The organism is Psychrobacillus sp. PGGUH221, assembly GCF_042055255.1.
Lineage (GTDB): Bacteria > Bacillota > Bacilli > Bacillales_A > Planococcaceae > Psychrobacillus.
In genome coordinates, this window is sequence record NZ_JAQMHQ010000024.1 from 1 (window position 1) to 8,312 (window position 8,312).

At 34.9% G+C, this 8,312-nt stretch carries 8 protein-coding genes; 1 reads left to right on the forward strand and 7 read right to left on the reverse strand.

The window, feature by feature from the left end; translation table 11 throughout:
* Positions 1-417: 417 nt before the first annotated feature.
* The 3 genes from PGC35_RS21905 to PGC35_RS21915 form a co-directional block, all read right to left on the reverse strand.
* Positions 418-1,041 (reverse strand): GNAT family N-acetyltransferase, encoded by a 624-nt coding sequence (locus PGC35_RS21905; protein ID WP_375220711.1) that lies wholly within the window; start codon positions 1,039-1,041, stop codon positions 418-420.
* A 169-nt stretch (positions 1,042-1,210) separates the two neighbouring features.
* The gene (locus PGC35_RS21910; protein WP_375220712.1) at positions 1,211-2,293 is read right to left on the reverse strand and encodes a protein rep; all 1,083 of its coding nucleotides are present in this window, start codon (positions 2,291-2,293) and stop codon (positions 1,211-1,213) included.
* A gap of 544 nt (positions 2,294-2,837) precedes the next feature.
* The gene (locus PGC35_RS21915; protein WP_169361535.1) at positions 2,838-3,869 is read right to left on the reverse strand and encodes a site-specific integrase; all 1,032 of its coding nucleotides are present in this window, start codon (positions 3,867-3,869) and stop codon (positions 2,838-2,840) included.
* Positions 3,870-4,878: 1,009 nt separating this feature from the next.
* On the opposite strand from PGC35_RS21915, the gene PGC35_RS21920 reads away from it, so the two are divergent.
* Positions 4,879-5,355, forward strand: coding sequence for a DUF3967 domain-containing protein (locus PGC35_RS21920; protein WP_102782468.1), 477 nt, complete (start codon positions 4,879-4,881; stop codon positions 5,353-5,355).
* A gap of 83 nt (positions 5,356-5,438) precedes the next feature.
* On the opposite strand, the gene PGC35_RS21925 is transcribed toward PGC35_RS21920, so the two are convergent.
* The 4 genes from PGC35_RS21925 to PGC35_RS21940 form a co-directional block, all read right to left on the reverse strand.
* On the reverse strand, positions 5,439-5,927 hold the full coding sequence (locus tag PGC35_RS21925) for a hypothetical protein (protein ID WP_375220707.1): 489 nt from the start codon (positions 5,925-5,927) through the stop codon (positions 5,439-5,441).
* 265 nt (positions 5,928-6,192) lie between these two features.
* Positions 6,193-6,957: a class I SAM-dependent methyltransferase gene (locus PGC35_RS21930; RefSeq protein ID WP_375220708.1), complete on the reverse strand. Its 765-nt coding sequence runs from the start codon at positions 6,955-6,957 to the stop codon at positions 6,193-6,195.
* A gap of 533 nt (positions 6,958-7,490) precedes the next feature.
* On the reverse strand, positions 7,491-7,646 hold the full coding sequence (locus tag PGC35_RS21935) for a hypothetical protein (RefSeq protein WP_375220709.1): 156 nt from the start codon (positions 7,644-7,646) through the stop codon (positions 7,491-7,493).
* Between the two features lie 114 nt (positions 7,647-7,760).
* Positions 7,761-8,039, reverse strand: a complete 279-nt coding sequence (locus PGC35_RS21940; RefSeq protein WP_375220710.1) for a hypothetical protein — start codon at positions 8,037-8,039, stop codon at positions 7,761-7,763.
* Positions 8,040-8,312 lie beyond the last annotated feature (273 nt).

Here is an 8,312-nt window from a genome sequence, read left to right on the forward strand (position 1 = left end):
AAAAAAAACGCTGCACCACAGAGGATGAAAATTGTTACAGAACGGGTATAGTTCAGTATGGCTGGCGAAGAAGGTTGATGAACTATGGTGCCATTGAGCCCTTCCGTTAGTCTGACTCCAACGACCACGGTGCATCACAGACTGTCGCACTCTATACGAGTAGCACTCATGGGAGATTAATCCTACTTTGGGTATTGCACCAGCCTTACCTTTATTATAAGGAGAATGGAGTTGATTCTTGATTTACCTTTCAACTTAATATAACCACTCTAAAGGCTCAGCCTTTTTTTAAAAAAGCTATTTTTGAGTCTCTTTTGTTATGCAATTTTGTTGATTTTGAGCATTTTTTAATTTTCATGGGAGTTGAATAAGACAAACTTATCCCCTAAAGAAAATTACCTTAGAGCTAAAAACTTTTTATAACTGCTTATAATAACCTATCGATGGATAATAACGGTCATATTCAATTTTTTCTATCGCCTCTAAAGTATAAGCCTCATAAACACCTTGAGTTATTACATAATCACAAAACTGACCTTTATCATCTTGTGCATAAATCCGTCCATCCTTTGTTTCTATCGATATCGGTGAACGTAACCCTTTTTCAATACCAAACACATCGTAGTACTCTACTCTTTTTTCAAAGCCTAATTTTTTATAAAAGTTATTCGCAGGTTCATCCCCGCGAGTATAAAGTTCAACAAATGTCACATTAAAGCTTTTTAGTTGAGTAACGGCTTCTTCATATAATTTTTGTCCAATTCCTTTGTATTGATGGTCAGGATGGACAGCAATCACTTGTAAAAATGCACCTAACCCCTCACCTAATGAGGTAGTTTTCAGTGTTTCATCATCAAGTATCATATCTAAAATCCCTACAACCTCACCATTTTCTACTGCAATTAGCTCAATAGATGGTCTTCCTTCAAAAGTAGGCTTTTTAGTCTCAACATCCTCATACATTGATGTATGTAAATAAGCTAATACTCTACAACGTAACCAACCTTCTTCATACTCATCTCTAAAATTAATAATCTCCAATATTTTACCTCATTTCACTATATTCTAATTTGAATATTTCAATCTATAATGTAAATTCGATACAATTCAAGATATACCTTCTTCTTCAACTAACCTGCCCCGTTAGTTGAATAAGAAATTATATACTTTCTTATCTTTTTTTTTAAAAAAAGAGTAGCAAAAGCCACTCTCATTCCACCTCGTCATTTTCCTCAATGTACAAAGCACGTTTATTAAACCCTTCCAACTCTACTGGAGATAATTCTTTTAATTTATTTTCATACTTTGAGCCTTTCCATATTGACTGCAACAGATGCGTATAAAAGGCTTCGTCTTGTTTCTTGAATCGATCCAGTTCACCATTCTCATATTTTTTCGCATAGTCTTTCATCATTCCTGAAAAAACAAGTAATTGTCTTTTCTTCAAGGCGATATAAAACGTATCAAACACAGCTTCACTATGATACAGGTCAGAACCTTTTGCCGAATACTTAGCAATCTCTAAAACTGCATTTGAATTACCAGTTGCTCGCACTTTCTTAGCATCTACCTGTGTAATGGTCTTATCTTCCATACACTCTTGCCACATTTCAAGCCAATTCTCTTGCTTAACAAATGCTTTTGTATCCGTAAAATAAGTTTTATTCACGGCAACGATTATATGAACATGAGGATTATATGTATTGTATTGGGGGTTCGCATCCCCAACTTTATAACCCCTCATATCAAAATATCCTTTTTTACGGTTGTATAATTCTTCGGTAATATGTGACTCTTGATCTGTTGTTACTTCTAATTTCCGGATGTAACCTTTCACCACACGTTTTACATTCCTACGATCAAATAATCTTTTAACCGCTTTATTAAATCTATCAATCTCAAATCGCAATTCATCACCAGTACAATTGGGGGCAGTCAATGTTAAAAACAAAAATTCTTTCCCCTCAATTTCTTTCACTGCATCGAGCATGACTGATAATTTAATTGCATCTTTTTTAGCAGTTTTCCATGTGCAGATTGGACAAAAACGATTCCCACACGCATCCGTTTTATGTAATCTCTTCACACTCATTTCTCCATTCGTCAGAAATTGCATCCAACTACTACATGTTTCAAATCTCACGACTGATTTTATGGTCAAATGTTTCTCGATATAGTTTGCTGCTTTTCTATTCAAATCCTTTTTAGGCGTGTATTTATTCAACAAATCTTTTCCTAAAATGGTATCTTTTAATTGTCTTTTATCTACATTTTTAGCTTGATTATTTTGCATATATATTGTAAAGTCAACGTACATTGTTTTTTATAAAAAACTATATAAAAAGATGACTTGTCTCCTTTCCTAGTTTATTTGTTATTGTGTGGTAACTTTAGCTTACAACTTCGGAATCTAGGAAACAAGTCTTTTTTTATAAACACTATGCTAGAAAAAGTCGTTTCCGAAACTCCGAAACCCTTGAGAGAGTAAGAGCAAAGAGCAACTATACGCCCCGATTTCGTGCCGAAATAGTGACGTATAGTATTAAAAGAGAAGAGAGACCAAAAAAGCCCCCAAAAAACGGGGCTTTTTTTTTAATTCAAAACCCTAAAATCAAAACCAAATATCCGCCACTCCAAATAACTTGTTTTATTCATTTCCCCCACTCCATGAACTCCACCGGCTGCCCTTTACAACGAGCCTTTCGGGGCATGTGTCTTTCGTGCCAAGTGCCACATGCAGAAAAAAGCAGTGGCACGAACCCAGATAGATTAACATGCCCCTGCTCATTGTAAAGGGATCGCTTCGCTCAGCCGGTTCCGTCCATTCCGTTCTATCTTTACACGCCCTTTAGATATACTTCCGCCAAATCTATACGACCTTCTCCATGCCCTAAATATTCCTGCACCTTATCCATGACTTGTACGACTTCCCTGTATAAAGGTCGTTCATTTTTCGTGATTGTATGGTCTTTGCGATAACCAGCAGCCCGATTTTCTAACATGCGTTGAATCACTTCACGACCTGCGGTTTCAATTCCTCTTTGCTGCAACTCACTTTTTAGCATTTCTCTGGCATATGTATGCCTAAAAGAATGAGAACCTTTTATTCCTGCACGATTATAAGCTGATTTAAGCGTGTTATAACGCACAGGAGATAAAAAAGCGTCCTTTTCCTTCCCCTGAATCAATTCACGCACTCTCGCTTCAAATTCCGGCCTACAAGGCGATATACGACCTCTTCCTGCCTTTGTAACACCTTGTGCTGTATTTAAGGCTAGCTTATCTTCTGAAGCCTTCCAGAAGAGCTTACCGTCCTTTTCAACGATATGGGCCACTTTTGAATTAGCAACTTCACGCAACCGAAGTCCAAAAGCTTGTTGGAGATCCGCACCAACTTTCGTATTGGTAGAAAGCTTTTCTCGAAATCCTTTTATTTCTTCTGCGGAATAAGAACGGTCCTGTGGTTTTTCACGAGTAGCTGTATCTATCAATCTAGTTTTCGGGATCCACTCTCGCCCCTCAAACCCCTTATCTACTGAAATGTTGTGCATTCCTTTCTGCAGCAATCTTAAATTCGTTTCTATATTGATTAAGTGACCATTTGAAACTCCTTTTTCCTGCATATGAGAAATATAATCTCGGTAATCCGAACGCTTCAACTGGTACAGATCTTTTACTCCCCGCTCTTTTATCCATTCTGCAAAATTCTGTCCAACAGAAAGCGTGTGCTTCACTTGTGTGATGGAATGAATACCTGTTTCAGTTTCATTTTGTCGCAACTCTTTTTTAGACTTTCCGATATAGTTAATTCGTTTAATTGCTTGCTCTACTTGATATTTCAGTCGATTACCACCCCGATTATTTGCCATTTAAACACCTCCTAAATGTTTTTTTAATAAATGCAATAAAATTAAAACTCTTCTAAACCGCTAATTTGACGGTTAACGCCATAAGGTGACGCATTTCACCTTCGGTTCAAAGACATCACCATATGGCGTGCCTCGTTCTGCTCATGTGTGTATTGAAGCCTAAAGCCAGCGAACATTGTTCGCTTCTAATCGTGACCCATGAAAGTCACAGTGTTGCTACTTTGTAGCAAGAAACCGCTTCGCGATTTCGTTTCGTCCCAGCTGCACTGGTCCGAATCAATCAGCTTCGCCGATTGATCATTTCGCATCTTTCAGATACGAGCTATCAACCAAAGTCGATAGCCATTCTTCATCCCCACGTTCCGTCCGTAAAATACCGGAACCATTCTCCATTTCGAAAATACACCTTCAGACATTTGTTTCGAATATCTCGTTCGATTTTTACGATTTCCTCTTTTTGATATTTTGTCTTTTCCTCGTTACCGATACGCTCAAATGTTTTGCATGAACCCTTTCGAATAATTTCGTTTCAACCTCGTTTAGTTTGATTGTCATTAATTACCTCTCCCTTTTCCGATGTACTTGAAGTACTCCTGTTTTATAGTTTTTAAATGCTATACACTTCTACACTCTTTTATCACGTTTAGTTATTATTTTCGCCAGATACGAACAAGGACGGACTCCCCTTGCTTATAACAATAACTATTTTCCGAGACATTTTACCTCTAACAACGATTGATTTTAAGGAACCATAGATTCATTATCCTTTCTCCCAAAGAACACAAAAAGGCCTTTGGGCAGATTGGTAGCATAGTAAGTCATGCTTTTTAACACAATCAGTCCAAAGACCTGTATTATTCATCACCGTCAGATCCCGCATGGGTTCGACATAAAAAAAGTAAAATAAATTTAGTATGTTATTAGTTTACCATTTGAAATCTTTCCTTTCAATCTATCTTTAAAGGCTTTTTCAAGATTCATAGCGAATAATTTCTTAGAGGTGAACTATATGCAAAACAATACAAAAACCTATTCCAGCAAAGATGTCGCAAAGCGGCTTTCGATACAACCCGTTACCATCCGAAAATATTCACAAATGCTGGAAGAACAAGGATACCCTTTCGCCAAAGCCGAAAATGGTTGGCGTCAATATAGCGAAGATGATATTAGGTTCTTAGAGTATTTATGTGACATGAAGAATATGGGCAGGTCACTAGATGAATCAGTCCAACATATAGCGTCTTTATATCGGTCCAATTTAACCATATCGCCATCCGCTATACCGCTACACGAGAAAAATCCTTTGATTGAATTCATCCAAGCACAACAGGAATTTAATCAAAAAATACTCGAAAGACTGGAAGCACAAGAAAAAAGACAAATTGAAAGAGATCAAAACCTAATGAAAGCACTAAGAGAATCACAAGAAGCAAAAAAACAAATTGCAGCTACTCAACAAAAAAAATGGTGGAAATTCTGGAAATAAAAGAAGGACCATCAAAAGATGGTCCTTCTTCAACTAAAGCACCCGTTAGTGGAAGAAGGAAATTCCCTTTAACTTTTCCTGTTTTACTCTATCAATCTAAAAAGGTCAGAATAAAAAAGTTTTATCGTTGCTTCATTTTCTTTATCGTTATATAATCCAAAGCCATATTCAGTTCCTTCAATTAACCCAGCTGAATACGACAATCCTTCTTCAAAATTCTTTGGACGATAGTCCATAGCAGCCGAGATGAAGGGTGTCAATGTATCGGTTCCAATGAATATTATTGGTTTCTGTAATTCAGTATAAATTTTTGAATATTTATCGTTAGAGGCTTCTGCTAATTGGTCTTTCATGATAAAGACAGCATCATAGTTTTTATAATTGTCATTAGCTAAATCTTCAAAAGTAATCGGAACAAAATTTACTGTCTTTTTTTCTATTATAGTAGGGGAATTTCCAATGATACCAATGTTTAAAACACGTCCAGTGTAAGGATTATTCGGAGTTGTAGAACTGCACCCAGTCGCAAAAGTAAGTAATATCAATATAAAAATGAAGAATGATTTTTTCATTATATTTCCCTCCTAACAATCTTCTGTTTTTTACTCATTACTTATTCTTTATTTATATTCGGATTCCTTCTTCAACTAAACTGCTGCGTTAGTTCAATAAGAAAAAGCTACCCTTACAGGCAGCCACTTGTTTAACTAAGCACCCGTTAGTTTAACAAGTTTTTTATTTATTCTTCTCACCATCTTGGAAATAGAAAAACGTATTAGCAAGGTCACTAATACGCTTTTTAACTTTGAATTCTCGTTCAACTCAATCGAGGCATTCTTATTTTAATCTACAATGAACAATCATAGAAATACTATCTTTTATAAAAGTATCTTTCTTCCATGAACCGTATAGGTTTATTAATTCAAAACCATGAGAATCTAATAATCGATGAAGTTCCATTGGATAAACAAAGCGAAGTGAAATAGAATCACTTTCTGTATGAATTAGTTGTTCATTTTCACTAATTTCAGTCTGAGTCACACAATATAAAATCTGAGTCACATGATTGTACTCTTCAAAGTGCTTTTCGAATACAGTTTGATTATCATTATTTAGATGAGACTCCTCAAATTCACCATAAACTGATAATTCAGCTAAATTAGGATTTCGTGTATCAAATATAAATTGTCCGTTCGGTAATAAATGTTTCTTTACTGAATGTAATAATGCATTTTGACTTTCATTTGTTAAAAAATGTTGAAATGAATTACCAGTCATAAAAATTAGTGGCGATTTATAAGCTAAATCTAATTCCGTACAATCTTGTTGTTCAAAAATAATATTTAACTGTTCATGAGTAGCTTTTTGTTTTGCTCGACTTAGCATACCAGCATGTAAATCTATTCCCACCATATTTAACCCTCTTTTAGCCATAGGTATCGTTAATCTACCTGTGCCGCAAGCAAGTTCAATGATTGGTTTCTCTATTCCACTTACATATTCAATTAAATATAGTAAATCATCTTGATAGTTACCATATATTTCATCATATTTCTCAGGATTTTCATATTTCTCGAAATTATTTTCAAATATCTCTTTCATAAGTTTGCTCCTCCTTAATTATAGAAGCAAAATATTTGTGTAATTTATTTTGCTTCACCTACACATATTAGACGGGAAGTATTCGTATTTCTCATTTGTATCACACCTTTCTATTAATTTACTCATTATATCATATATTGAAAATTCAGTACCTTTCCTTTTACTTAAGAAAATTCAGCAAAGTATTTTGTATATACCCATGGTTTTCTAATAACTAATATGGGTAATGGAAATACAGAAGAGTTTATAACCATAGAACCAAGTTTTAAAATAGGAGACGAAGAAATAGAGTTAGAAACGTTAAAAGTTAATATAGACTAACCAGATACAGAAATCCGAACTATCTTTTTATTAGTTCGGTTTTTTTATATTATAATCTCCGATTTTTAACTATGCTTATTCAACTAACCTGCTTCGTTAGTTTAAGTGTAACATTTCACATTGTATATAAAAATAGACCATCATTTTTTGATGGTCTTGTTTAACTAAAGCACCCGTTAGTTGAATAAGAAATTCCTTAAAATTTGTTACGTTTAAAGCTTATCTTCAGTTTGTTTTCTAGTAATATATCCAATAACTATTCCTATGATAAGAATCGTAAGCCCTTGTTGGTCCCAGTCTTTCAAAATAAAGCTAAGTCCTATCCAACTTATGAATGCCCCTAAAATTGCCAAGAATAAATACTTCAAATATAGTCCTCACTCTCTCTGTATACCGATATAATGTTTAAAAACATCGGTTTCTTATTTTAAATTCCTTAATAGCTTCTTCAACAAACCTGTACCTTTAGTTCAATTAGAAAATTATGATTTTATTTCTTTATCAAGAAGGTACAATAACTTTCTTCGTGCTTCTTTACTACGAATAATTTTTCTAACACGAATTGTGCTTTGTAAATAACGTCTGACGTGTTTATTTACAAAAAACAAACGGTGATATTCTTCATCCTCGTAAATCTTTTTAAACCAATCGTATTTATTTAACCGTTCAATATTTTGGTCAATTTTTTTCGTATTTAAAGTGTCACTATATCCAACACTGCCGAATAATCCTGCAATTAATTCAAATAAAAAACTAAACATAGTTTACTCCTATCTACTTTTCCTTTTGAGAATTCTCTCCTGATTGTGGCTAATCCTTGTTCAACTAACCTGCTTCTTTAGTTCAATAAGAAAAAAGGCTTTGCTCCTTCTTGAAGTAAAGCACCCGTTAGCCACCCATGCAGCCCAAAAAAAACGCTGCACCACAGAGGATGAAAATTGTTACAGAACGGGTATAGTTCAGTATGGCTGGCGAAGAAGGTTGATGAACTATGGTGCCATTGAGCCCTTCCGTTAGTCTGACTCCAACGACCA